Source organism: Pseudomonas sp. SDT291_1_S447, from assembly GCF_054070155.1.
Genome location: NZ_JBSVXS010000263.1, coordinates 1 through 1,305 on the forward strand (window position 1 = coordinate 1; position 1,305 = coordinate 1,305).

The following is a 1,305-nucleotide window of genomic DNA, read 5'->3' on the forward strand; positions in this document are numbered from 1 at the left end:
CCCCTCACTGTAGAGACCGGTACATCCTTTACAAATTAGACCGGGGACATCGTTTACACCTTTACAGGCTTGAAACGCGTTTGGCGCCGCTTTCAAGCCTGCCTAAACAGTGGCTGCAAAGGTACAGTTCCCAAGCGTCATCAGCCACTTCCTTCAGCGCGATGTCCTCTCCAATCAGAGCCTCTCCTAGAAAAATCAGCTGTCCTTTCCATTTAATTTCCCCATTTGACCGAACCTTGCGTACTTCAACATCGGAACCGTATTCAAGCGCAGGCAAGTAACCGGGATAAGCGCGTGTCGACGGGCTATAGACAGATGCCGGCGGTTTCATGCCCAGCGCGGTGTGCGGTCGGTGGTGGTTGAAGTCTTGGATGAATTCCTGAAAAGCCAACTGCTGGCGCACCAGGTTTTCCGCCGGTGGCACTGCTGCCTTTAGCGTTCGATGCATCCGTTCATGTCGACCATTTTGGTCGGGACGGCCAGGCGTAATCGTTTCGACATGGATTCCAAGCCTGATGAACCAAACCGATAACTTCGAAAGTCGCGCCAGACCTGTCGACGCAAAAGGAGCGCCATTATCAGTGCGGATCACATCCGGCAGCCCATATTCTCGAAAAGCCCATTCGAAGCCTTCCCGCGTCGGCGCTCCGTGCGTACTGGGCAAAGCGCGACAGACGAATAAAAAGCGGCTCATCTGATCGGTAATGGTCAGCGGATAGCACCAATTACCGTCCTGCATTTTGAACTGCCCTTTGTAATCAGCACACCAAGTCTGGTTGGGCGCGTCGACCGGACGCAAATGTGTTGGAGCACGGGGACGCGGGGGATAGGGCCGTCGCGCCACCACCAAACCAGCTTTCTTCAACCACTCCCCGGCGGTACTCGCCGCCGGCCATTGGATATGCGGATCGGAATCGCGCAGGCGACCAATGATCTGCTTGGGCCCCCGATCGGGATGTTCGTTTTTCTTGGCCAGCAGCGTGGCAATGATTTCGTCGGGCGTTTGATGAGGACAGTTCAACGGCTTGCGCGATTGCTCTTTCAAGCCATCTACGCCCAACGCTGCATATCGTTCCAGCCATTTGTCGATGGTTGGACGGCTGACGCCATAGCGCCGGCTTAATTGGCTCTTGGTGTAGCTGCCGCCAAGCCAGTCACTGACTAACTTCACTCGTTGATCCATTGGGGACTCTTGATTCCAGGGCATGGTCAGCACCTCCTGACCATGATTAATACCTGTAAACCATGTCCCCGGTCTCAAACGTAAAGGATGTACCCGGTCTTTACCCACCCTAGCCCTCTCCC

The 1,305-nt window shown here is 55.0% G+C and carries 1 protein-coding gene; it reads right to left on the reverse strand.

Features of this window, described 5'->3' with window-relative positions; genetic code table 11:
- Positions 1–61: 61 nt before the first annotated feature.
- Positions 62–1,207: an integrase core domain-containing protein gene (locus tag ACW9IR_RS29415; protein ID WP_102902214.1), complete on the reverse strand. Its 1,146-nt coding sequence runs from the start codon at positions 1,205–1,207 to the stop codon at positions 62–64.
- Positions 1,208–1,305: the final 98 nt, after the last annotated feature.